Origin of the sequence: Acinetobacter sp. YH12205, from assembly GCF_013418125.1 — a bacterium.
GTDB classification, from domain to species: Bacteria; Pseudomonadota; Gammaproteobacteria; order Pseudomonadales; family Moraxellaceae; genus Acinetobacter; species Acinetobacter towneri.
On sequence record NZ_VPCQ01000003.1, the window covers coordinates 174,117 to 198,059 of the forward strand.

The following is a 23,943-nucleotide window of genomic DNA, read 5'->3' on the forward strand; positions in this document are numbered from 1 at the left end:
TTGTTTTCAGTTTTTTGTGACTGAGTGATTAAAAAATAGGTGATCCGCTATAAAAACAAACAAATTCTGCAAGTTATTTTAGTTTTCAAGCAAAATTAATGTGCTTTTCAACTTGTTAGCTCTGCAATCTATCTGCTCAATATGTTGGTTTTTTATGTTGTGATAGATACAACTTTATTCAATTAACTCGCACCATCAACGCACCATCAACCAAGCAACCCTAAGCTATTTAAATCTAGCTTGTGTTCAGAAATATAAACCAAGGCTTTTTCTGGAATCAGTTCAAACAATTCTAAAATATCGTGGTTACGCATCCGAATACAGCCATGCGATGCAGGAATGCCCATCGGTTCTGTGTCTGGTGTGCCATGTATATAAATATAACGCTGAAAAGTATCGCAGCCGATGCCTTGATTAAAACCTTCTTGCAAACCACTGAGCCATAAAATGCGGCTCAAAATCCAGTCTCGTTCAGGAAATTGTTCAGCTAAATCTAAATTGTAAATTTCCCCTGTCGGTTGACGTGCAATGAACACTGCATTTTCAGGTTCATTTTCACCAAACTTTAAAGCGACTTCATGCCAGCCACGTGGTGTTTTACCACTATTTTCAGTTTCACCAATGCCATTCACACCACTCGAGATGACGTAGAGTTTCTGATGCTTCGGCAAATATAAAGTTTGCTCGGCTAAATCAATCAAAATATCTGCTTGTGTGTATAAAAAAGACATTGCGCTACCCTATTCTTCTTCTTTCGTGGGCGGCTGTGGTTCAGGACGTAACCACAACCAAATACACACCACCAACATGGTGGTATTGGTAAAAATTTTGACCGCAACGGGCGCAGTTGTGAACAGCATGATCACGGCACTAATACTCATCATGATCGTTGCAAACCATTTGGCTTTACGCGGTACAGTACCATTGGCGCGCCAATCTCTGAGTGTACTGCCATATTTAGGATGATTCAGTAACCAGTTGTCCATTTGCGGCCAACCGCGTGACGATGCCCAAGCTGCTAAAATCAAAAAAACTGTAGTAGGCATACCCGGCAACAATGCACCAATAAAGCCAAGGATGACAAAGATCACCACTAAACTTCGCCATAACAAGCTTTGCATACCACTGTCCTAAACTACGAATTGCGGTAGTATAAAGCGTTTTTTAATTTTCCGTTGTAATTCTGCATTTTTCAGCATGGATTCATAATGATTGAGTTGTATCAACCCGAACTTCTGCCCGAAGTATGGCTGACCTACAAAACCCCACTCATCCGTCAGTTGGCTTTTAGTGTGGCAAGTCCGAATATTTTATGTGCTGTGCCTGAGCAATTGCCCATTCAACATGCTTTTGAATTCCATTCAGATACTTTTTGGCAGCAGCATTATCACGCTTATCAATCACGTTTAGCCTATTTAGATTCACATCCAGAAGCAGTGTACGACTTTTTAAATCAACTGAAAAGCACCCGTTTAGGCTTACGCTTTGAAATGCTGATGTGGTTTTGGCTGCGTGATCGTGATTATCATCCCTTCGAATTATTGGGACACAGTATTCAAATTATTGATGGCGCTAAAACTGTGGGTGAACTGGATTTTTTACTGCACAACCATGACACACAGCAGGTTGAACATTGGGAAGTCGCATTAAAATACTATTTAGCCGAAGCGGATTGCTCTTTGGCACACTGGTATGGTTTAAACCGCTCCGATACTTTGGCGCGTAAACTGAATCATTTTAGTCAAAAGCAATTTCAATTTAAGCAAGCCTTGGATGTGCCGATTCAACGCCGTTTTGCTGTACTCAAAGGACAATTGTATTTCGCCATACATCACTTGGCACAATCATCTACAACACTTACTCCACACTGGATTAATCGCGCTCGTCGTTTAGGTCTTTGGGGGAGTGATATTCCTGCCCAAGCAGAACGGTTTTATCGCCTACAACGTCATGAATGGATTTGTCAAAATGCTCAAGCCAGTAGCCTACCGAATCAATGGTGGGGAGATGGCTTGTATTATCGGGCGGCACATTCACAATTTTATATGTATCGTGCTGCACCGCTGATTAGCTATCCCCCTTTAACACGCTGAATAACTGTTTCAACATTTTATTACGTAAGCACCATAAAAGTTGCCTATTTATTATTCTGTTTATTTCCTAAGCTAAAAAACACATCAAAATAATCTATCTAGAGCATATTGGAGATGATCATGAAAAAAATTCTAGTGACTTCACTGCTATTAACCTTTGTTTTAACGGGTTGTAATACAATTAAAGGCGTGGGCGAAGACGTATCTTCTGCAGGTCATGCGGTGAGTAACACTGCTGAAAAAACCCAACAAGAAATTCGCAAATAATTCTGAGTATTTCACGAATATCTTCACAAAAACCACAAAAAACCTTGTTCTCGGACAAGGTTTTTCACGCTAAAATTTCACTTTTGTTGCATTATTCCCCTATTATTAGCACTTACTCTTGATAAACGTCTGAAACTCTCATGACCTCTTCTGCTACTCTGGATTTAAGCCTTCAGCTTTTACGCCAACCGTCTGTCACTCCTGTCGATCACAACTGTCAAAACCTCATGGCAGAACGCTTAGAAAAAATTGGATTTAAGATTGAATCTATGCGTTTTGACGATGTAGATAACCTCTGGGCGCGTAAAGGTACAGAAGCACCTGTCTTTTGCTTTGCAGGTCATACAGATGTTGTACCGACAGGCAATTTAGACGCATGGAATACCGATCCATTTGTACCTGAAATTCGTGATGGCAAACTTTATGGTCGTGGCAGTGCCGACATGAAAACAGCATTGGCAGCCATGGTCGTTGCCTCTGAACGCTTTGTCGCCAAACATCCTGATCACAAAGGCTCAATTGCCTTTTTGATCACTTCTGATGAAGAAGGCCCCTCTATTAACGGCACCGTCAAAGTCGTTGAAACTTTAGAAGCACGTCAGGAAAAAATGACTTGGTGTTTGGTAGGTGAACCTTCAAGTACCCATAAATTAGGCGATATTATTAAAAATGGGCGTCGCGGTTCGCTCAATGGTGTCTTGACTGTAAAAGGCAAACAAGGTCATGTGGCTTATCCACACTTGGCAATTAACCCGATTCATACCGCGTCTAAAGCAATTGCGGAACTGTGTGAAACGGTATGGGATTATGGCAATGAATATTTCCCTGCCACCTCATTTCAAATTTCAAATATTCAAGCAGGAACAGGTGCGACCAATGTTGTCCCAGGTAACATGACGGTGACCTTTAACTTCCGTTATTCGACTGTAGTGACTGCAGATGAGCTAAAAGCACGTGTCTTGCAAATTTTAGATCGCCATCAAGTGGATTATGAAATCGAGTGGACGCTTTCAGGTTTGCCATTTTTAACCCCTGTGGGCGAATTGGTTAATGCTGCACGTCAAGCCATTCGCAATGTCACAGGTGTTGAAACAGAATTATCGACCAGTGGCGGTACATCTGATGGTCGCTTTATTGCGCCGACAGGTGCACAAGTGTTGGAGTTAGGCGTACTCAATGCCACCATTCACCAAATTAACGAGCATGTTGATGTGGCTGATTTAGAGCCATTGGCAGAAATTTATGAACAGATTTTGGAAGGATTACTAACTTAAATCCAATAAGATTAGTTGCATGAAGCAGAAAAGGAACTCTATTTGAGTTCCTTTTCTATTTTACAACGGAGAAAATTGCGTTTAAGCCGTCAAGTTTTCTTGAATGTATTGTAAATTTGGTACATGAAAGACCTGCTCACCCATACGGACATATTGGAATACCGCAGGATCAGTCGTGGTTTGTTGGTCATCATCTACCACTTCAGAAATACGCAAGCGCAGTGTTTTAGGCATTTCATTGCACATCAAAGCAAAACGCTGCTCCATTTCATCACCTTCAATGACCAGTGCCACGCCCATTTTTTTCTCTGGGTCATTGACTGCATAAACAGGCAATTGCGATTCGTGCCATTCCACAGTTTTAACTTGAGTGGCGTTATCCAGCGCTGACAACACAATATTTTGAGGTATCAGCATCGGTTGTTTACCATGACATTCAACAATATAAGCATCAATAAAACCGGTAGATACGGTAATTAAATGTTGCAGCTCTTGCTGACTGATTTGCCCGAGTAAATTTGGACTATTCGTCTGACTCATCGTTTACCCCTGACTGACTGCTAATAATTGTTCAATATTGGCAAGCAATTCTGCCTCTTGGAACGGTTTCCCCATGTAATGCGTCACACCTAAGCTAAACGCTCGTTCGCGGTGTTTTTCACCTGTACGTGACGTAATCATGATGATCGGCAGATTGCTATGCATGTCGTGGTGGCGCACAAGGTTAGTCACCTCAAAACCATCCATACGTGGCATTTCAATATCCAGTAACATCAAGTCAGGTTTGACGTTTTCAAGCTGCTCCATGGCATCGACACCATCTTTAGCAGTCACGATATCATAACCTTGACGCTCAAGCAGACGTGAAGTTACTTTACGTACGGTGACTGAGTCATCCACGATCATAATTAAGCGGCGCGTATCACGACGTTGGCTATCACGTTGATCGCTGGCTTGTTTGGTACGTTGCGTTGCAAGAATTTGACGGGCAATGTTCTGACCATCCAAAATCAAACAAACTTGACCATCACCCAAAATAGTTGCGCCTGCAATTGCACCAATGCTTGAGAACTGTTGTCCAATTGGTTTCACAACAATTTGACCACGCGAACCAATCAACTGATCGACTAGTAAAGCAATGGTTTGACCTGTGCTGCCTTTAATTAACAGAACAGGTAGTGAATGACCCACATGGCTTAAACGCGGTAATGGCTGATTGCCAACGAACTCAGATAAGTAACGTAACTTGTAGTTCTGGTTGTCAATTTGGAAGAAATCTTCATTGCTGTTGAAGTAAGATTCCAAAGTGGTTGGTGCAATACGTACAATACGGTCAATTTGCGCCAACGGTACAGCAAATTGTTGATCACCAACTTTAACCATTAAGGCATCGGATACCGCAACCGTCGTTGGTACACGAATACTAAAGGTTGTGCCTTGACCTAATGTTGAATCTACAGAAACGTGACCGCCGAGCGCCTTAATCTCACTTTGCACCACGTCTAAACCAACGCCACGACCTGAAATTTGTGTAACCGATTGTGCTGTTGTAAAGCCTGGGTGGAAAATGTATTGCAGAATTTCGTTTTTATCTAAATTCTGATCGGCTTTGATTAAACCTAAGCTCAATGCTTTTTCTTTAATCTTGGCATCATCAATACCCTTACCATCATCCACAAAAGTCACCACAACATCTGTGCCTTGACGGGTAATGTTCAGTTCAATTTTACCAACTTCAGGTTTATTGGCTGCAGCACGTTGTGCAGGGTCTTCAATCCCATGGTCGACCGCGTTGCGCAGCATGTGTTCAAACGGTGTCACCAAACGCTCTAGAATGGTACGGTCTAATTCACCTTCAGTGTTATAAACCACCAGTTCTGTCGGACGGTTTAAGGTCGATGAAGTCTGACGCACAATACGTTGTAAACGTGGCAATAAACGTGAGAATGGTACAAGGCGTGTACGCATCAAGCTTTCTTGAATTTCAGCCTGAATACGTGATTGTTGTAATAACAAACCTTCGGCATCACGAATTTTTTCAGCCAAGGTGCTCTTAAAGTCCACCAAGTCCGATGCAGATTCCGCCAGAGATTTAGACAACTGATTCAACGATGAATATTGGTCCATCTCTAATGGGTCAAAGTCTGCATAACGTGAGTTTTCAGAACCATGCTTGGCAATAATTTGCGATTCCAGCTCGCCTTCCATTCGGCGTAACTGATCGGCAAGACGTTTAATCGCCAATTCCATCTCATTCAACGTACCGCCTAGTTGCCCAAGCTCCATTTCAATACGTGAACGGTTAATCGAGTTCTCGCCTGACAAGTCAATCATCTTCTCGACTAAATCGGCAGAGATACGAATCATCTCATTGCTATTATCCAGCTGTGTGGTTTCGCCCCACTCACCCGACATTGCAGGTGGCTCTGTACCATCACCCTGAACAAACTCATAACTACGGCTTGGCGATAACAAGTCGGTATGCGTTAAACGCTCGGGCAATTGCGCAGATACATCTACAAACTGCATCGCCGACAAGCTAGATTTTAAGCTGTCATAATTGCTGTAATCTGCTTTGAAGATTGCATCACGCAACCACGCCAACGTGGTTTGCAATAAAGCATCATAAACATTTGAGTTAAATTGATGCACCGCAAACTGTTCAAAGGCACTTTCAAGTTGATAGGCAATTTGCGCAACAGGCTCAATTTCAGCCATACGTGCACCGCCTTTTAAGCTGTGTGCCGCACGTTGTAATTGAAGCAAGATACTACGGTCACTACGCTGTTCAAACCATTGTTTCAAACGCTGATCTGCAGCATCCAAAATTTCTTCCGCTTCTTCTCTGAAAGTCTCAACCACAATTGAATGTAATTGCTCATCTTCAGATTCAGCACTTGCTTCAAGACTTGCAGTTTCTGTGATCGGCTCAAATGCCGCAGCAGCAGCGTCTTCAAAATGTGCATCATCAGCAATAACTGCGTCATCTTCAGCTAAATCTGCAGTTGTATCTTGCAACGCTTCTACCGCCAACTCAGGCTGTGCATCAACCTCTTCTACTGCCTCAATAGTCTGTTCAGGCTGCGCTGCGGTTGTCGCACTTGCAACTGACACATCTGCATCGCCTTGTGCCAAGCTAACAATGTTGCCTAAAATTGCAATCGACTCTGGCGCAGCATAGTCCACACGCTCATCACGAATGGTCTGAATACGGTCTGCAATATCATCTTGCACCAAACGAATAATTTGAATTAACGCAGGTGAAACAACAATTTGGTTGTTAATGATACGCTCGTAAATCGACTCAAGGTTGTGTGCAATTAAACCAATATGCGTCGCAGAAATCATATTTGCACCACCTTTTAAAGTGTGCAAATAACGCATTAAGTTGTTTAAAGCCGAAGTATCGCTGGCGTCTTTTGACCAAGTATTAACATCTTCATCCATACCCACCAAAAGCTCTTCTGCTTCTTCCAAGAAGATATCCAGCAAGTCAGGATCGAAGTCTTTATTGGCATCATCGGCATGCATGTTTTGTTGATCTGATGCAATACGTTGTGACAATTGCGCCAAATTCACTGTGCCCGAATTTTCGCTAGCAACTGCAGCAGGCACCGCTTCAGGTTCTGCAACAACTGTTGTTTCTACAGCATTGTCGCGCACTGATGTTTCAGCATCTTCAAGTGCAATTGCATCAATGTCTTGCTGCACAAATGCAGTTAAGTCATTTAAGTTTTTCTGAATGTCTTCTGTAACCGTAACACGCTGTCCCGCAGCCAAGGTATCGAATAAATGAATAAACTCTTGGTGCGCCTGTGCAAATAACTCATAACCATATTCAGAGTTAAGCAAGATTGGCTTGGCTAAAACACTGTCGTAAGCGGCTTTAAGTTCTTCAGTAAATTGATGGATACCCACAGACGCACGGTTATCTGTATGCTCTACCAATAATTGTGCTTGTGCGCTGAGTTCTTCTAAATAGCTTGGGAATTGCGCTTGCGCCAATTTATCAAATTCAAATTCGGCATCAAGTAAACGATCAATATTCAGTTCGATTAGCTTCGATACTAAACCTTGAGGATTAGAGTCTTCTGTATCGCTGGTGCTAAAGCCGTAGCTATCCCATGCTTTATTAAAAGTTGCATAGATTACATCTAAACCATCACAGTGACCTTGACGAAGTACATGCAGATAATCCCGGACAAATTCTGCATATTGCACCAACAGCGCAGTTTCTTTTGATGTAGATTCAATTTCATCTTGTACAAACGTTTTAAACAAGTTTTCAACTTTAGAACTGGCTTGAAAAACTTGATCAATTTGCGCCATAGATGAACTGCCGCGCAGTGTATGTAAAGCGCGGATTAAGCCATTATAGTCTTGTGATCGAATCTGATCTTGTGCCAAGAACTGATCAATGGTTGCTAAATGCTCTTCAGCTTCTTCCACAAAAATAGCCAGAGTTTCAGCCAATAAACTCGCATCAGTAGCCGCTTCTTGTGCAACTTCTGTCTGTGGCATTTCTTCAGCAGTCATTACATCTTCTGATGATTCAACTGCAGCATCCGCCAATTCTAGTCCTGTCGGCATATCAGTTGCAGTCAGTTGATCCGCAAGAACTAGCAACTCTTCCAATGCAGGTTCAGGACTTTGGTTTTGCTGTAATTGTTGTCCTAAAAGCACCAATGGGCGTAAATCAAGATCAATTAAACCGACTTGCTTAAAAATTGGATAAAGCTTGTATTGATAAATATTTAAAACAGTTTTTACGTATTTTTGAATATCAGTATTGAGTGTTACCGTACCCGAAAGCACACGGTTTAAAGTATCTTCAACCGTCCATGCCAACTCGCCCGCAGACTTCGCACCCACCATGCGACCCGAGCCTTTTAAAGTGTGAAAGTGACGACGAATAGTTACTAAAGTTTCTTGATCTGTTGGGTTCGCAAACCAAGTTGTAAATAATGGATTTAATTCTTCGAAGATTTCTTCAATTTCTTCGACAAAAATTTCAAGAATTTCCGCATCTTGCTCAAGATAACTATCTTCAGGAAGCGTCATTGTTTCGACTAAATTTTTTAATATTTCTTTCATAGCTAAGGCTTCTTACGTTTTCAGCACCAAAAGGCACTTCAACTTAATTGTAACCATCCTGAATGCCCCTAACCCAAAAGTTAAGTTCATCTTTGCGATGCTTTATCTCTGAATGATGGTGTACCCATAACTGTGTATAGGTACACCTTTCCCCAAGCTGGAATCCCGCTTATTCAGGTAGTTTAAAGTCAGTTACAGATTCACGTAATGATTCTGCCATGTTGGCCAACTCAGATACCGAACGTGCAGTATCGAAAGTTGCACTGGTCGTTTGCGAGGTAATTTCCTGTACAACGTTCATCGTGGTTGCAATGTGACCTGCAGAAGCAGACTGAAGTTTTGCAGCATCCGAAATGTTAGAAATCAATTTCGCAAGGTTGGTCGATACCGTTTGAATCTCATCCAGTGCAACACCCGCATCCTTAGATAAGTTCGCACCACGTACAACTTCCGATGTGGTTTGTTCCATCGAAATTACGGCTTCGTTGGTATCGGTCTGAATGGTTTTAACCAGTGTTTCAATCTGCTTGGTTGCAGATGCTGAACGTTCCGCTAGACGCTGTACCTCGTCGGCTACGACTGCGAAACCACGACCTGCTTCACCCGCCATAGACGCCTGAATTGCTGCGTTTAATGCCAAGATGTTAGTTTGGTCGGCAATATCGTTAATCAAGGCAACGATGTTACCAATCTCTTGTGAAGATTCACCCAAACGCTTAATACGTTTAGAGGTTTCTTGAATCTGCTCACGAATGATATCCATACCTTCAATTGAACGGTTTACAACGTCTGCACCATTCGATGCAATATGTACTGAACGTTCTGCTACCGCTGCTGATTCTTCAGCGTTGGCAGATACTTGGTCAATCGACATTGCCATTTCGTTAATTGCGGCAGATGCACCTGCAATTTCTTGCGCCTGATGCTCAGATGCTTCAGCAAGCTGGTTGGTAATGTTCTGTGTGGTTGCCGTATATTGTGCAACTTCATGCGATGTTTCGTGAATACGCGATACAAGGTCACGTAATTGGTCAATTGCGAAGTTAATCGAGTCGGCAATGGCACCCGTGAAGTCTTCCGATACTGTTGCGTATGAACGTAAGTCACCATCCGCAAGGTCGGCAATCTCATCAAGTAAACGTAAAATCGCGTTCTGGTTACGGTCATATTCATCTTGTAGACGAACCACGCGAGTTTTATCGGCTTCACCACGTAAGTTCAAGAGTTTGAATACACAGAATAAGAACGCAAGTAATGCTGCAATTAAGCCAATTGCAGGAATTGCAATAGACCAACCTGAACCGCTAGACAATTTATTTAAATTGGTTAAAAGCTTATCTGACTGATCAAAAATAGAAGATGATGCCTGACGTACTTTTACAATTTGTGTTGAGTTACTTAAAACCGTTGCAGCAGCAGATTTCAATACATCTTCATATTCTGCTTGAATACCTTCTAATGAACTACGTAAATCTTCTTGAGTAATACGTTGTACACCAAGTTCCGCACTACCATTTAACTGTGCTGCCAAGTAAGCACCAAACGTTTCGGTATCGGCACTAAAGTCATCTGCAGATTCACGTGAACTGTCTGTACCTGTTAATACAGAACTGATTGAACGTAAAATACGTTCTGCAATGAATACTTGGTTCTTTGCAATAACCACCTGGCTACTTGGCATGTCTTGACGTGCCATTTGGTCAACCATCAAGTTATATTCAGCCTGAATACCCGGAATGGTTTCACCAATTGCAATGTTGGTGTCATAGAGTTGGTTAATGATTTTTTGTTGCGAAGCAATCAAATCAATATTTTCAGAAACCGATTTCCACTGTGTTTCCACTTCACGCAGTGTATCTGTGCTGGCATGAATATCCTTCACTGTTTCTAAGTGAGCAGCAAAGGCTTTTTGTGAATCTGTTAAGTTTTTAATAGATTCAGGCGTACCTGATGCAGTCGCTTCGGTTGCTTGACGTGAAATGGTTTGTGACAACAGACGTAAATCACCCAAACTACGGGTAAAATCGTTATTACGCGGCACGCTATAAAAAAGGTATAACAACAGGAAAAGCGATAAGATGATACAAAAAGCTGCGCCTAAAATAAGTGGCTTAGATTTTTCTGTTTCGCCAAATACACTCGCAAACTCTTCTGTTCGCGCCTGTAATTTTGCAAAAAAACCTGGACCACTTGCTTTACGGACGGTTTCTTCGCCTGAATTTTTCTTTTTAAGTTTAAAGCCCATGCAGCTTCTCCCCGATTGACGCCTTCATTTTTTAGGTGCGCGACAGTTAATTTATAAATTTTATAGATGCGTTCATGTATTTTGGGTTTTGCAATAAACGACTAAATAAGAAAACATGCCATTGTTGGTTATGTTGGTGAAAATACCCCTGACAATATTCTTGTAAATTACTATCTAAATCATTGTGTTTAGAAAAGAAACTTTTCTTATTAAAGTGCTGTATACCCAAAACTTGATCTACAACTAAACCGACATAATGGTCATTATGACTAATACACATTACTTTTTGAGTAGGTGAATATTGGCTGCTTTGCCCAGAAACATAATGTGCCAAATCTGAAACTGAAAGTAATCTTCCGCGAATATTCGCTAAACCTACTACCCAAGGTTGGGTATTTGGCACGGGCGTATATTTCGGTGGATAAATAACCTCAGAAACTTCTCCTAATGGAGCAACGAAATATTGCCCCATCATCTCAAAAGCAATGCCTGACCAGCGGTTTACCTCATTTTCGGTACTAACGTAGTTTTTGTTTCCACGTTTAGATAACCGAAGCAATTCAATAAAACCATTTGCAGCCATAGCTTATCCTGCATTAAGGTGTTGATTAATCACATCAATTAATTGTTTTTCGTCAACAGGCTTAGTTAAGTAATCGCTTGCACCTTGGCGTTTTCCCCAAACACGATCAGTTGCCTGATCTTTGGTACTCACAATTACAATTGGAATGTGTTTGGTGGTGTCACCACGCGAAATTTGACGTGTTGCCTGAAAGCCATTCACGCCTGGCATAACCACATCCATTAATACTAAATCTGGTAATTCAGCTTGCGCCATGGTCACGCCATCTGCACCATTCGCTGCTTCAATGACTTGAAAACCATGCTTGGTCAAGATTTCTCTAAAGCGGAATGTTTCTGTAGGTGAATCATCTACAATAAGAATACGAGCCATTATTTTCCCCAATAAATCTAACTAACTAATAATTATGCGGTCACGTGGTTACGAATGGCGTTTAATAATTCATCTTTACTAAATGGTTTAGTCAGATACTCATCAGAACCCACGACACGTCCTTTAGCTTGGTCAAATAAACCATCTTTACTTGATAGCATAATGACAGGAATGTTTTGGTAGTTTTGCGAGTTTTTAATTAAGGCACACGTTTGGTAACCATCTAGGCGTGGCATCATAATATCTACGAATACGATATCTGGATTTGATTCTGCAATTTTGGATAAAGCTTCAAATCCATCAACTGCGGTAACCACTTCACAACCTTCACGCTGCAGAAGTGTTTCAGCTGTACGGCGAATGGTTTTTGAATCATCAATCACCATGACTTTTAGATTTTGGAATTTATCGTCCATTCAATGACCCTTCCCATTTTTGTTTGTACAAGCAACTGAGTAGAAAAATCTTACACATTGATCGTATTTTTAACATATCTTTACTTGTAGTTTCAATGAACATATTTAGTGTAAATCTACACTTTTACACCATTATCACCAAACCGCTCACACTTTCTTGTGACCATTGATATTTTTTATCGGTTGTATTTTTTTAATTCCTAATTTTGATCTAATATAACACTATTATTACGTGTAATTTAAGTAATTTAGTCAACTTTATTGTGGGGGACAACGTGAGCACTTTTTTTGCAAAATCACTCGCTGTCAAATTAAAACAAAATAAGCAGTCACTTAAATTGGGCATGCTTGCTTTACTGCTCTTGTCCTCTGCCCCACTCATGGCTGACAGCCAGAACAAAGCGGTGTGGTATCGCTATTATGATCAACATGGCGTTGCAAATATTAGTAGTAATGTGACACCTAATCATATTCGTCATGGCTATGAAGCATTAGACCGTAACATGCAAGTGATTCAGCGCGCACGTCCATACAACACTGAAATGGATATTAAAAAAGCCCCACAACGTGCTGCTCAAGCGTATCAAATGGAATCTGATCAGCGTTTAAAAAAAGCCTATACCAATAGTCAAACCGCAATCACTAAACGTAATAACGCTTTAGCGCATATTAAAAAGCAAATTATTTTCCAACAAGAACAACTCAAACAGCTGCAAAATGACCGTATTACTTTTAAACGTCAAGAAATGGAGTATTTACGCAAGGTCAAACCTGTGCCTGCACAACTAAAAACCAATTTGGACAATAACTTAAAAAACATCGAGCTTAAAAAAGATATGATTCAATCTTTACAAACAAGCTATCGAAATACACAAGCAGAATACGACAGAATTATTACTCGCTTAAAAGCACTTGAATAGTTGATTTGAATTACCTTGTCATTTTGGCAATCAATAAGGACAAATATGCATGCACATTGCACAGCGTATCGCAGTTAGGTTTAATCGGCAGCATTTACCCATTTTTCGTATCGGTGCAATCGGTTTATGTATTTTGCTGAGTGCCTGCCAAAAAACAGAAACTGAAAATAAAACAACAGTATCAGAAAAAATTGAACTCATTCAGCAAGATTTAGTGACACCACAACAAGGCAGCGCAATCAGTAAAACTGCCTTTACAGGCACAGTGCGTGCTGTGAATCAAAGCAGTATTCAAGCACAGGTGACTGCCACAGCAACCTCAGTCTATGTCAAAGTGGGAGATAGCGTACAACGTGGTCAAACCTTGCTACGCTTAAATAATCAGGATAATGCTGCGCGTTTAGCACAAGCTCGCGCCAATTTAGCTGCAACGCAAGCGCAAGCCAACCAAGCCCGCAACATGATGCAACGAAAAAAACGTTTGCTCGATCAGGGTTTTATTTCACAAGTGGAATATGAGCAAAGTCAGTTAGATTATCGTGCGCAAATGGAAAATGTACGCGCCCAACAAGCCAATGTCGATATTGCACTAAAAGCCGATCAAGATGGCACGATTACCAGTCCAATTCATGGTGTCATTACCCAACGTCAAGTTGAGCCTGGGCAAACTGTGGCTGCAGGACAAACCTTATTTGAAGTCGTCGATCCGAACCAATTAGAAATTCAAGCGAAATTACCAAGCGACTTACAAGCCGCACTCAAAATTGGTCAAAAAATTGAATATCAACTCCAAGGGCAAGCAAACACATTTAATGCACAAATTAGCCGCGTTTCCCCAGTGGCAGATTTAGCCAGTCGTCAAATTGAGTTTTTTGCAACCCCGCTTGATCGTCTTCCCTCTTTAAGTATTGGGGCATTTGTGGATGGTTATATTTTAGCGAACACGACAATTTCAGGGCAAATCATCCCACTCAATACCATTCACGATATCCAAAACAAACCTTATGTTTGGGTGATTCGAGATCAAAAAATTGCCCGCGTGGATATCACAGTTTTAGAACAGCGCTATAGTGACAATACTGCTGTGATTCAAGGCTTACAGAGCAGTGATCTAGTCAGTCGAGTGGTGTTCAACCCCGATCAAATTCAGCAGCAGGTGATCATTCAAAATAACCCTCAATAAATTGAATTTCATCTCAATGCAGTAGTGCAGATGTCCAATAAATAAAAAATCAGGATCGTTGTTATGTGGTTTACCCGAGTTAGCGTCAAGTATCCCGTTTTTACCATCATGATGATGTTTTGTCTAATGGTGCTTGGCTTGGCTTCATGGCAACGTATGGGCGTGGAAGAATTTCCTGACGTCGATTTTCCGTTTGTAGTGGTTTATACCAGTTATCCGGGTGCATCACCTGAAACAGTTGAATCTGAAATCACCAAGAAAATGGAAGATCAGATCAACACCATTTCTGGACTCAAACAACTGGTTTCACAATCCAGTGAAGGGTTATCTACTATTATTGCCGAGTTTAATTTAGATGTTCCTTCGGCAGTGGCGGCACAAGATGTACGCGATAAAATTTCGTCTGTCAGTGCAGGGTTTCGAGATGAAATTCAAGACCCAGTGGTGGAGCGCTACGATCCAACTGCTAATGCAGTGATGTCGATAGTTTTTGAATCCTCACAAATGTCTTTGCGTGATTTAAGTTCCTATTTAGATCAACAAGTTGTACCGCAACTGCGCACTGTGTCTGGTGTCGGAACTGTTAATTTATTGGGTGATGCACAGCGACAAATTCGGATTGAGGTAGATCCACAAAAGTTAATGAGTTTTGGACTGGGTGTGGATCAGGTCATCAACACGCTCAAAGCTGAAAATATTGAAGTACCTGGCGGCACACTCAAACAAGCCAATAGTGAATTGGTGGTCGAAATCCAATCCAAAGTCATTCATCCTCTGGCTTTTGGCGATTTAATTATTGCCAATAAAAATGGTGCGCCCATCTTTTTAAAACAAGTTGCCACAATTCAAGACAGTCAGGCAGAGCTGGAAACCAGTGCATTTTTAAATGGGCAAACTGCGGTTGCTGTCGATATCTTGCGTAGTTCAGACTCTAATGTCATTGAAGTGGTAGATAACACTTATAAAACCTTAGAACGTATTCAAACCCAACTGCCTGCTGGCATGACTGCAAAAGTCGTGGTGGATTCTTCTAAAGGGATTCGTGGCAGTATCCGTGATGTAGCACGTACCATTATTGAAGGTGCGATTCTGGCAGTCCTGATTGTACTGTTGTTTCTTGGTTCATTCCGTTCTACCGCTATTACAGGATTGACCCTGCCAATCGCCCTACTCGGCACACTCACCTTTATTTGGGCATTTGGCTTTACCATCAACATGATGACCTTACTGGCACTCTCGCTCAGTATTGGCTTATTGATTGATGATGCAATTGTGGTTCGTGAAAATATTGTGCGTCATGCAGATATGGGTAAAGACCATGTCACGGCTGCTTTGGATGGTACTAAAGAAATTGGCTTAGCAGTTTTAGCAACCACCTTAACCATTGTGGCGGTATTTTTACCTGTGGCATTTATGGGCGGCATTATCGGACGCTTTTTTTATCAATTTGGTGTCACCGTCAGTACTGCCGTGCTGATTTCCATGTTTGTCAGTTTTACGCTGGATCCAATGCTTTCTGCACACTGGGCAGAAAAACCAAATCCCAATAAAAAACCTGGACGAGTAAAACGCTTCTTAAACTGGATTTCCAACAAACTCGACAATTTAAGTCATCATTATGAAAAACTTTTAAAATTAGCACTACGATTTCGCGTTATCACCTTATTGATTGCCGTGGGTTCATTATTTGCAGCACTCGGATTATCCAAACTGATTGGCACAGAGTTTGTACCTGTACCCGACAAAGGTGAAATTCGGATTAAATTTGAAACACCTGTAGATGCCTCGCTTGAATATTCACAAGCAAAATTAAAACAAGTAGATCAAATCATCCGTCAACACCCTGAAGTACGTGCGACTTACGGAGCCATTAACAGCGTAACAGATCGCGGGAAAAATCATGTTAATTTGCGTGTAACTGTCAGCCCACGTAATGAACGTCAACAAACGCTAACCGAACTCAATAACGAATTTCGCCAGCGTCTACAAAGTGTTGCGGGCATCACCATCACCTCTGTCGCCTCTGCCGACGAAACAGTTTCAGGGGGGCAAAAACCTGTGATGGTGTCCATTAAAGGTCCAGATTTAGCAGAATTACAAAAAATCTCTGACCGCTTTATGACAGAAATTGCTCAGGTGGATGGTATTGTCGATTTAGAAAGCTCGCTAAAAGCTCCTAAACCTACATTAGGTGTTTATATTAACCGTGTCCTTGCTAGTGATTTGGGGCTATCGGTGAATCAAATTGCCAATATTATCCGCCCACTCATTGCGGGGGATGATGTCACCACTTGGCAAGATGAACGTGGTGAAACCTACGATGTCAATGTTCGACTTACAGAAAACCATCGTAGCTTGCCGAGCAATGTGCAAAATATGTATTTAACTTCAAAAAAAACTGATGCCAATGGACAAAATATTTTAGTGCCTTTGGCAAGTGTGGCGAAGTTTGAGGAAAGTTTAGGTGCAGCACAAATTAACCGTCGTGATTTAGCCCGTGAAGTTTTGGTCGAAGCCAATACTGCTGGACGTCCTGCAGGTGACATTGGTGTCGACATTCAAAAAATTCAGGATAACTTTAAATTACCCGCAGGTTATAGCTTCGACACTCAAGGCGCCAATGCTGACATGGCTGAATCTGCAGGTTATGCACTGACTGCAATTACCCTGTCTATTGTGTTTATTTATATTGTTTTAGGTTCGCAATTCAACAGTTTCATTCACCCCGCAGCAATTATGGCTTCCCTACCTTTATCGTTGATTGGAGTATTCTTGGCACTGTTTATTTTTAACTCGACCATGAACCTGTTTTCTATTATCGGTATTATTATGCTGATGGGATTGGTCACCAAAAATGCGATTTTACTAATTGATTTTATTAAAAAAGCCATGGATCAGGGCGATTCACGTTATGATGCAATTATAGCTGCAGGGAAAACCCGTTTACGCCCTATTTTAATGACCACCAGTGCAATGGTGATGGGGATGGTGCCACTCGCACTTGGCTTGGGTGAAGGCGGCGAACAAAGTGCGCCTATGGCACACGCAGTCATTGGCGGTGTAATTACATCCACCCTACTCACCTTGGTGGTCGTACCTGTCATTTTCACTTACTTAGATGATTTTAAGAATTTTATGTTACGCCAAACGCGTAAACTGATTTCTTAAAATCTCACGCAAAGTCACACAATCGTTCGGGCTAAATTTTAACGCAAGTTTAGCCCGATTTTTATTGTATAATCTGGCTTTGAAAAAAATCCATTTAACGCTTCACTTTTTAGGACAGTTTCCATGCGCGCGAGTCGCTTTTTATTTGCTACGTTAAGAGAAACCCCAAACGATGCCGAGGTGATTTCTCACCAGCTGATGTTACGTGCGGGTATGATTCGTAAATTGGCTTCAGGTTTATATACTTGGCTGCCAATGGGTGTGCGTGTGCTAAATAAAGTTGAAGCCATTGTTCGTGAAGAAATGAATCGCGCAGGTGCTTTAGAAACTTTTATGCCTGTCACTCAGCCTGCCTCACTTTGGGAAGAATCAGGGCGTTATGTGCAATACGGTCCTGAATTACTACGCTTTAAAGATCGCCACGACAATCCTTTTGTACTTGGCCCAACACATGAAGAAGTCATTACCGATTTGGCGCGTAATGAATTAAAAAGCTATAAGCAATTGCCAATCAACTTCTATCAAATTCAAACTAAATTCCGTGACGAAATTCGCCCACGTTTTGGGGTAATGCGTTCACGCGAATTTATTATGAAAGATGCTTATTCTTTCCATACCGATCAAGCTTCTTTACAAGAAACCTATGATGTGATGTACGACACCTACTGCCGTATTTTCTCGCGCTTAGGTTTAGACTTCCGCCCAGTACAGGCAGATACAGGTTCTATTGGTGGTTCAGGTTCACATGAATTCCACGTTCTAGCTTCAAGTGGTGAAGATGATATCGCCTTCTCTACCGAATCTGATTATGCAGCCAATATTGAAATGGCTGAAGCTATTTTGGTGGGTGAACGTGCTGCGGCAACGCAAGAACTCAAAATTGTGGATACACCAAACCAAAAAACCATTGCGGAAGTTTCTGCATTTTTAGGCACAAATAGTAACCAATCAGTCAAAGCGCTCTTGGTTCAAGGTGTTGCAGATGAAACAGGTCAAGTGCCTGTGATTGCATTATTCCTGCGGGGTGACCATGAACTCAACGAAATTAAAGCAGAAAAGCATCCACAGATTGCAGCACCACTTACTTTTGCAACCGATGCACAAATTGCAGCGTTAGGTTTAACTGCTGGCTTTGTTGGTCCACAAGGTTTGGTTGAAAAAGGCATAACTGTGATTGTAGACCGTGCTGCATCAGTACTGTCTGACTTCGTTGCAGGTGCAAACCAAGTTGATCAACACGCAACAGGTGTGAACTGGGAACGCGATGCACAATATACTGAAGTTTACGATTTACGTAACGTCGTTGAGGGCGATCCATCTCCAGATGGCAAAGGAACTCTACAAATTAAACGCGGTATTGAAGTCGGTCATATCTTCCAACTCGGTACTAAATACTCTGAAGCGCTGGGCTGCAAAGTATTAGGTGAAGATGGCAAACCGTTTACTGTTACCATGGGATGCTATGGGATTGGAGTCACACGTGTCGTTGCCTCTGCCATTGAACAAAATTTTGATGATAAAGGGATTATTTGGCCTGCAGCCATCGCACCATTTGAAATTGCGATTGTACCAATGAACGCACATAAATCACCTCGCACATTAGAAGCAGCAGAAGCACTTTATGCTGAACTTCAAGCTGCGGGTTATGATGTATTACTGGATGATCGTAATGAACGTCCTGGGGTGAAATTCTCTGACCTTGAGCTTACAGGTATTCCGCACCGTATTGTGATTGGTGAGAAAGGTTTAGATGCAGGTACTTTTGAATATAAAGGTCGTCGTGATGCTGAATCTAGCAACCTAACGAAAGAAGAATTACTCATCAAAATTGCCAAATAAGATTGAACACTGAGTATAAAAAATCCCGCACAAGTTGCGGGATTTTTTTCATTTGGGATTAGCAGAATTTCATACCACCATAACAGTTAGGGGTAACATTTTGGTTTTGTAAAACCTGATTATTAAGTGTTAATCTGGCTGGTTGACCCGTGTAATATCCTGTGTAACTACCAACATCGATATGCATTTTACGCTCGATTGGTGTACCAGCCAATGAACCTAATGCTTCTAACAAACTTACATCTACATTATGCTTATCTTGCATTAACTCAGAAGTTAATGCTTTTGCGACCTGTGGTAGTACTGCAGAAACATCTACCAAATCCGCAGTTGCCAAATAACCTAATTGCACTGGTTCCTTAAACGACATCCACCAACCTTGTTGTGCAATATCTTTTTCATCTGCACCCATCCACTGCACTGGCTTGCTTTGTAAAGATAAATATCCACCTGTTCCTGTCAGAGGAATATTGTGAATCATATTTAGGGCTTGGACAAAAGTAATATCCATATTCAAATTTTCTAGTGTAGAACCCTTACTCATTTTAAAGAATGAGTGATCACCAACAGAACCAAACAATAAAGGAGGAAATGTGACATATAACTGGTCTTTTGAAAAGTCAGGTGTTCCATTTACATCACCAGCATATGTCCCAGACTCTGTTGCCGCTAATGGAATAGAAGCTAATGTTGAACGGATACCTGTAACTACAGCGGATTCCATACGCTGACCAGTCACTACTGTTTCAGGCATTGTAAAATTAGCTCGCATCGATGGAACAGTAATCCCAGTATGTCCTGCTGCGCCAGGTTTACTTGTATAGACACGATCCTGCCCCAACGCAGTCAGTATCCCACTAATTTTTTGGTCAGAGGCATTACCAAATTTAGCTTCTTTAGTAAATGAATGCCCTTGCGTTTGTGCCATTTTCATATAACCACTGAAACTTTTAATCCCGTCATTTGGGTTTTGCACGTTATCTGTACCCAAAGTCAGTAGACCTAAAATTTCTTCAGCACCTAAGCGAAAACCAACCACTTCACGTGTTGACGCACTATTTCCACTAATCGCAAATTCAATAAATGGATTGGTAATTTGTGCACTGGTACCCGCACGTTCACCATTAAACTTTGGGTTACCTGTTGAATCATAGGATTCATTCAAACCACTTAACGAAATATTAGAAATATCAATATCACATCCCGCTTTACCACCAATCGCGTTATTTACACCGCCACAACCTAATTGTAGCGTTTTAATGTTGGCATTAAGCTCCATGAGTGCATCAACACTTAGTTTATAAAAATTTAACCCTTGCGATTGATCTGTCGCAGTCATCAGATTCAAAAGTGCCTGACCTTGTACATGAGATAACTGATCATCATTTAAAGCCTGCATCGCTTGAGCAGAACTGAATGAAAAGGCTGTACTTAAAATAGATGCAACTAAAATTGTTTTTTTCATTTTATTTCTATCCTTTAGCGTGGCGTAATGCCCAATGTGCTGCGCATGGTTCCACCTGTAAGTGCGACAGATGCGATTTTCTGCATATTGCCATTGGTAGACATTGCAAAGTTTGTTTTAAAGGGTTGAGCAATATCATTTTTATAATTAAATTTCACTTGATTGTCTAAAGTGACCGTATCTGCACTGACGACGACTTTTCCTTTGACACCTAAATGACCTTCCATACGATTCAAGTTAATAGAAGACGTTTGAACAGTTTCATTATTCACTTGATCTTCATTAATCAAACTAAAATAACTACCTAAATTCTTCGGATCAGCCTGTTCTGTGCTATCTAGACTTCTAAACTTAAAGTTCGCATCAAAAGACAAAAAGTTTGAGTTCGGATTAGTATCGGTTGGATCCATTCCAGGAATTACCAACAATTCACCATTGCCATCTAATTTAAAAGCAATTGTGGTCAACACATCATCTTTCTTAGAGAAATTATCGTAAGGTACAAAACCACCGCATTTAGTTGATCCTGTGACGCAGTTGTATTTCGAACCTGGTAATTGTCCAATCGCTAACTCTGCTTTTGCTGCAACTAATAAATGATCTGCACGAATATAAATCCCTTCATCTTCATAACCAATCACACCGTCGGACTGAATTAATGCATCAATATTTCTTAAACCAGCATAATAGTTGACAGCTTCACCAGCATGCAGGCTGTCTTGCCCGTCAATTAAGATAATAGAAGTGGTACTTGGTAAGCCTGTTTTTGAATCAATGCCATAACCTTCGGTAGAAACAATAGCGTTATAACCAATTCCAGTTTTGTTCGTTCCATCATAAGGTGACAGATATTGTTTACCCGACAAGGCCACATTGGCATTTAAATTATAAATTGGAATCCCAATACCCCAAGAACCACCATCTCCTGTCAATTCATTTAAAGAGTTGTCAGAAATAATTCTAGCTTTGGCTGCAATAGACTGAAAGTCCATACCACGAACAGCGATCAGTGAGAACTGGTCACCTTCAAGCTTACTCGATAGCAACTGGTTTAAAATAGGACTGGTTGCACCAATGGTATTTTTAATATTTTCATTGACTAAAAAATTGAGGTTTTTCGCTTGTACGGTATTAATATAAATATCGCCAAAATCAATATAAGCATTTTTATTGTGCAAAGCACCTTGTGCATCACGTGTGGTTAGCGGTCTTAAATTCGAAAACTCAACCGCATAACTGCCTTTTCCTGTGTGCCCAATTTCTAAGGTTGTTGGTAATTGCCCTGCAGCCAAGCCTGCCGTATTTTGATTGGTAAAATCAGCAGATAAGCCCAAATGCAAACCACCTTGCCCCACCACAGTATCGTAGCCTGTAACTGCGGTATTTTTAGTTTCAATTACACCATTGACCTTATTCGAAACGTCAAAATTGGCAACATTTTTTTGATGCCCATTAAAAAACAATTTCGCATTGCTTACCGCACCTGATGCACCAAAGCGAATTAAATTTTTATCATCATAACGCAAGTCAATATTGACCCCAGGGTTAGTTGCATTTTGTCGGCTACTAGCAACATCACTCAGGTCTTTCACTCGTCCAAGATTAACAAAATGGTCGGTGGTGCCATTTTTAGTGGTAAAGACCAATCCCTCATCGGCATCAATGTACATATAGCCGTCAGTCGCAAAATTAAAGTTAAAATCATGCATAGATAATTCATGCTTACCTAAACCATGACTAATTTTGGCATTCTGTAACTGGAAGTTTAAATGTGCCGTTTCATTTTGATTGAATAAACCTGCTTTGGTTTCTAATAAAACTTTTAAAGGTGATTTAGTTTCTAAGCCGAACTGACCCAAGCTTTGTGTTTCTTTAGTACAACTATTTCCGACACAGTTTTTTTTGACCAAGTTTAAATCTGCAGTCGATTGAAAAGCATCAATACTCGCATCGATACGCACACCTGCGCCAACATCAGTTTTCCCCACATCTAAAGCAAGCTTACTGATAATAGGCTGGTTATTCTGTCCTTTAATTTCTACATTATGTAAGCCTAAACCCTGTTGAGTTCCAGCCACTAAATCAGGATCATACCAATTGACTTGATTAATCGTGGCTTTAGACATTTCATGGGTGATTACAATACCATCTTGCCCACTTACATCAGACAAATGCTGGTCTGCAATCAGCTCTAAAGCATACACTTGTTGCGCACAAAGTACGCTCAATGTTAATAAATTCAACTGCATTATTTTTTTCATTGTTATTTCCCTATACTGTACTTAATCCTATATTCAACAACGACTTGCTGCTGAACCTGTACAGTTGTAGCTAAATATTTTCACATTGCCAGACATGTGCATATTGCCGTGAATATTTAAGCCCATAAATCCTTTTTCAGCGCCCTGATCAAACAAAGGTACATCTTGCTGAACTAAGTTATAACTACCATCTTGTTGATAATTTCTTCCTTGAAATTTGGTATATACCTCTGAATTTGCATAACCTTCATTTGCTCCCTGCCCTGTACCTGTTTCGATCGCCATGGTTGCAAAACCCAAATTTCTTATTTTTAATGGCTTATCATCATAAAACTTAAGCTGCATTGCCGTTTGTGGGTCATTTTTATGATTAATAATAGTCGTGCCATCTAAAGAAAATTTATCTATTTGTATGGTGCCCTGAATTTGTTTAAATACCAGCCATTTTTTATTGCCGTTATTATCTTCATGGTTATTGGGTGCAATCGCTAAACGACAAAGCACATTATTGTCAGCACAATTTTTACTATAGCGATAATAAACTTCTGTAGGTTTAGTCCCACCATTAAATTTAGAAATATTGCTGAGTTCTAAATTTTCGGCATATTCATGGTTTAACGATAACGTCCAACTGAGGTCTGCTCCACCTTGACCAGTAGCCTGCGTTAATTCATGATTTTCCAGTGCAATTAAATTGGCATGGGTCAAAGGACTACACATCAATGCAATACAAGACAGTTTTTTCAACATGATGATTCTCCTT

Annotated in this window: 18 protein-coding genes; 7 read left to right on the forward strand and 11 right to left on the reverse strand. The window is 40.9% G+C overall.

The window, feature by feature from the left end:
- Positions 1-206: 206 nt before the first annotated feature.
- Positions 207-731 carry a cell wall-recycling L,D-carboxypeptidase ElsL gene (elsL, locus tag FTU92_RS05235; protein WP_131261501.1) on the reverse strand — a complete coding sequence of 175 codons (525 nt, stop codon included), beginning with the start codon at positions 729-731 and terminating at the stop codon, positions 207-209.
- A gap of 9 nt (positions 732-740) precedes the next feature.
- Complete coding sequence (locus FTU92_RS05240; RefSeq protein ID WP_004968265.1) at positions 741-1,121, reverse strand: YbaN family protein; 381 nt, start codon at positions 1,119-1,121, stop codon at positions 741-743.
- A gap of 87 nt (positions 1,122-1,208) precedes the next feature.
- Between FTU92_RS05240 and FTU92_RS05245 the strand changes: the two genes are divergently transcribed.
- The 3 genes from FTU92_RS05245 (at position 1,209) to dapE (ending at position 3,634) form a co-directional block, all read left to right on the forward strand.
- A complete protein-coding gene (locus FTU92_RS05245) occupies positions 1,209-2,093 on the forward strand; it encodes a DUF1853 family protein (protein WP_179988576.1) in 885 nt (294 codons plus the stop codon).
- A 120-nt stretch (positions 2,094-2,213) separates the two neighbouring features.
- Positions 2,214-2,360, forward strand: a complete 147-nt coding sequence (locus FTU92_RS05250) for an entericidin A/B family lipoprotein (RefSeq protein WP_004968261.1) — start codon at positions 2,214-2,216, stop codon at positions 2,358-2,360.
- A 140-nt stretch (positions 2,361-2,500) separates the two neighbouring features.
- Entirely contained in the window at positions 2,501-3,634 is a 1,134-nt protein-coding gene (dapE, locus tag FTU92_RS05255) for a succinyl-diaminopimelate desuccinylase (RefSeq protein WP_180095792.1), read from the forward strand.
- An 81-nt stretch (positions 3,635-3,715) separates the two neighbouring features.
- Here the strand turns inward: dapE and FTU92_RS05260 are convergent, their stop codons facing one another.
- The 6 genes from FTU92_RS05260 to pilG all read right to left on the reverse strand — a co-directional run bounded on the left by FTU92_RS05260 (position 3,716) and on the right by pilG (position 12,344).
- Positions 3,716-4,174 (reverse strand): hypothetical protein, encoded by a 459-nt coding sequence (locus FTU92_RS05260; protein WP_167846162.1) that lies wholly within the window; start codon positions 4,172-4,174, stop codon positions 3,716-3,718.
- 3 nt (positions 4,175-4,177) lie between these two features.
- Complete coding sequence (locus tag FTU92_RS05265) at positions 4,178-8,728, reverse strand: Hpt domain-containing protein (RefSeq protein WP_180095794.1); 4,551 nt, start codon at positions 8,726-8,728, stop codon at positions 4,178-4,180.
- Between the two features lie 169 nt (positions 8,729-8,897).
- Positions 8,898-10,973: a methyl-accepting chemotaxis protein gene (locus FTU92_RS05270; protein ID WP_180095796.1), complete on the reverse strand. Its 2,076-nt coding sequence runs from the start codon at positions 10,971-10,973 to the stop codon at positions 8,898-8,900.
- A 46-nt stretch (positions 10,974-11,019) separates the two neighbouring features.
- Positions 11,020-11,556 carry a chemotaxis protein CheW gene (locus tag FTU92_RS05275; RefSeq protein WP_004975527.1) on the reverse strand — a complete coding sequence of 179 codons (537 nt, stop codon included), beginning with the start codon at positions 11,554-11,556 and terminating at the stop codon, positions 11,020-11,022.
- A 3-nt stretch (positions 11,557-11,559) separates the two neighbouring features.
- Positions 11,560-11,928 carry a PleD family two-component system response regulator gene (locus FTU92_RS05280; RefSeq protein ID WP_180095798.1) on the reverse strand — a complete coding sequence of 123 codons (369 nt, stop codon included), beginning with the start codon at positions 11,926-11,928 and terminating at the stop codon, positions 11,560-11,562.
- Between the two features lie 32 nt (positions 11,929-11,960).
- Complete coding sequence (pilG, locus tag FTU92_RS05285) at positions 11,961-12,344, reverse strand: twitching motility response regulator PilG (protein ID WP_004975524.1); 384 nt, start codon at positions 12,342-12,344, stop codon at positions 11,961-11,963.
- Positions 12,345-12,619: 275 nt separating this feature from the next.
- Between pilG and FTU92_RS05290 the strand changes: the two genes are divergently transcribed.
- The 4 genes from FTU92_RS05290 to FTU92_RS05305 all read left to right on the forward strand — a co-directional run bounded on the left by FTU92_RS05290 (position 12,620) and on the right by FTU92_RS05305 (position 19,454).
- Positions 12,620-13,264 (forward strand): hypothetical protein, encoded by a 645-nt coding sequence (locus tag FTU92_RS05290; RefSeq protein ID WP_154320463.1) that lies wholly within the window; start codon positions 12,620-12,622, stop codon positions 13,262-13,264.
- Between the two features lie 49 nt (positions 13,265-13,313).
- Positions 13,314-14,447, forward strand: a complete 1,134-nt coding sequence (locus tag FTU92_RS05295) for an efflux RND transporter periplasmic adaptor subunit (RefSeq protein WP_131261509.1) — start codon at positions 13,314-13,316, stop codon at positions 14,445-14,447.
- A 63-nt stretch (positions 14,448-14,510) separates the two neighbouring features.
- Positions 14,511-17,615: an efflux RND transporter permease subunit gene (locus FTU92_RS05300; RefSeq protein ID WP_179991468.1), complete on the forward strand. Its 3,105-nt coding sequence runs from the start codon at positions 14,511-14,513 to the stop codon at positions 17,613-17,615.
- Between the two features lie 123 nt (positions 17,616-17,738).
- Positions 17,739-19,454, forward strand: coding sequence for a proline--tRNA ligase (locus tag FTU92_RS05305; RefSeq protein ID WP_179988582.1), 1,716 nt, complete (start codon positions 17,739-17,741; stop codon positions 19,452-19,454).
- A gap of 58 nt (positions 19,455-19,512) precedes the next feature.
- Here FTU92_RS05305 and FTU92_RS05310 read toward each other — a convergent pair whose 3' ends face one another.
- Genes FTU92_RS05310 through FTU92_RS05320 form a run of 3 tightly spaced genes read right to left on the reverse strand, consistent with a single transcriptional unit; the run spans position 19,513 to position 23,930 of the window.
- Positions 19,513-20,919, reverse strand: a complete 1,407-nt coding sequence (locus tag FTU92_RS05310; protein WP_180095800.1) for a hypothetical protein — start codon at positions 20,917-20,919, stop codon at positions 19,513-19,515.
- A gap of 14 nt (positions 20,920-20,933) precedes the next feature.
- A complete protein-coding gene (locus FTU92_RS05315) occupies positions 20,934-23,180 on the reverse strand; it encodes a DUF6160 family protein (RefSeq protein WP_179988584.1) in 2,247 nt (748 codons plus the stop codon).
- A gap of 33 nt (positions 23,181-23,213) precedes the next feature.
- A complete protein-coding gene (locus FTU92_RS05320; RefSeq protein ID WP_004975509.1) occupies positions 23,214-23,930 on the reverse strand; it encodes a hypothetical protein in 717 nt (238 codons plus the stop codon).
- Positions 23,931-23,943: the final 13 nt, after the last annotated feature.

What these genes read in the sequence shown, in the direction of transcription:
- elsL (WP_131261501.1), bottom strand. Translation starts at nt 731, where the DNA reads ATGTCTTTTTTATACACACAAGCAGATATTTTGATTGATTTAGCCGAG.
- FTU92_RS05240 (WP_004968265.1), bottom strand. Translation starts at nt 1,121, where the DNA reads ATGCAAAGCTTGTTATGGCGAAGTTTAGTGGTGATCTTTGTCATCCTT.
- FTU92_RS05245 (WP_179988576.1), top strand. Translation starts at nt 1,209, where the DNA reads ATGATTGAGTTGTATCAACCCGAACTTCTGCCCGAAGTATGGCTGACC.
- FTU92_RS05250 (WP_004968261.1), top strand. Translation starts at nt 2,214, where the DNA reads ATGAAAAAAATTCTAGTGACTTCACTGCTATTAACCTTTGTTTTAACG.
- dapE (WP_180095792.1), top strand. Translation starts at nt 2,501, where the DNA reads ATGACCTCTTCTGCTACTCTGGATTTAAGCCTTCAGCTTTTACGCCAA.
- FTU92_RS05260 (WP_167846162.1), bottom strand. Translation starts at nt 4,174, where the DNA reads ATGAGTCAGACGAATAGTCCAAATTTACTCGGGCAAATCAGTCAGCAA.
- FTU92_RS05265 (WP_180095794.1), bottom strand. Translation starts at nt 8,728, where the DNA reads ATGAAAGAAATATTAAAAAATTTAGTCGAAACAATGACGCTTCCTGAA.
- FTU92_RS05270 (WP_180095796.1), bottom strand. Translation starts at nt 10,973, where the DNA reads ATGGGCTTTAAACTTAAAAAGAAAAATTCAGGCGAAGAAACCGTCCGT.
- FTU92_RS05275 (WP_004975527.1), bottom strand. Translation starts at nt 11,556, where the DNA reads ATGGCTGCAAATGGTTTTATTGAATTGCTTCGGTTATCTAAACGTGGA.
- FTU92_RS05280 (WP_180095798.1), bottom strand. Translation starts at nt 11,928, where the DNA reads ATGGCTCGTATTCTTATTGTAGATGATTCACCTACAGAAACATTCCGC.
- pilG (WP_004975524.1), bottom strand. Translation starts at nt 12,344, where the DNA reads ATGGACGATAAATTCCAAAATCTAAAAGTCATGGTGATTGATGATTCA.
- FTU92_RS05295 (WP_131261509.1), top strand. Translation starts at nt 13,314, where the DNA reads ATGCACATTGCACAGCGTATCGCAGTTAGGTTTAATCGGCAGCATTTA.
- FTU92_RS05300 (WP_179991468.1), top strand. Translation starts at nt 14,511, where the DNA reads ATGTGGTTTACCCGAGTTAGCGTCAAGTATCCCGTTTTTACCATCATG.
- FTU92_RS05305 (WP_179988582.1), top strand. Translation starts at nt 17,739, where the DNA reads ATGCGCGCGAGTCGCTTTTTATTTGCTACGTTAAGAGAAACCCCAAAC.
- FTU92_RS05310 (WP_180095800.1), bottom strand. Translation starts at nt 20,919, where the DNA reads ATGAAAAAAACAATTTTAGTTGCATCTATTTTAAGTACAGCCTTTTCA.
- FTU92_RS05315 (WP_179988584.1), bottom strand. Translation starts at nt 23,180, where the DNA reads ATGAAAAAAATAATGCAGTTGAATTTATTAACATTGAGCGTACTTTGT.
- FTU92_RS05320 (WP_004975509.1), bottom strand. Translation starts at nt 23,930, where the DNA reads ATGTTGAAAAAACTGTCTTGTATTGCATTGATGTGTAGTCCTTTGACC.